This is a genomic window from Bradyrhizobium sp. 23AC (assembly GCF_054863025.1).
In genome coordinates this window covers 1-245 of record NZ_JAVAYN010000272.1, presented here as the reverse complement: position 1 = coordinate 245, position 245 = coordinate 1, and the positions used below count along the sequence as shown (strand labels likewise).

Sequence of the window (245 nt, the reverse complement as noted above, 5' to 3'; positions counted from 1 at the left end):
CTCTACATATGCGATGTTGATCTTGGGATTGGCCGGGTCGGGAAGTAGCCCGAGACCGTACACGCTCGACCCGAAGTCGTGCATCGTGTCGGCCATGAAGCGGGTCAACTGTGCTTTGGTCTTGATCGCGTCGACGCGCGCGAGCTCAGGCTTCAGTGGCGCCTCGTCAAGCTGCTCGAGGCGCGCCTCGTCCATGTAGCTCGCGTAGAAGGCACCCAGTTGGCTGTCCTTCGGCGCGGTCATCA

1 protein-coding gene is annotated in these 245 nt (G+C 61.6%); it reads right to left on the bottom strand.

Annotation, left to right across the window (positions count from 1 at the left end):
• A partial coding sequence (locus RAD10_RS42405) for a hypothetical protein (protein ID WP_461622078.1) occupies positions 1-245 on the bottom strand: 245 nt, incomplete at both ends.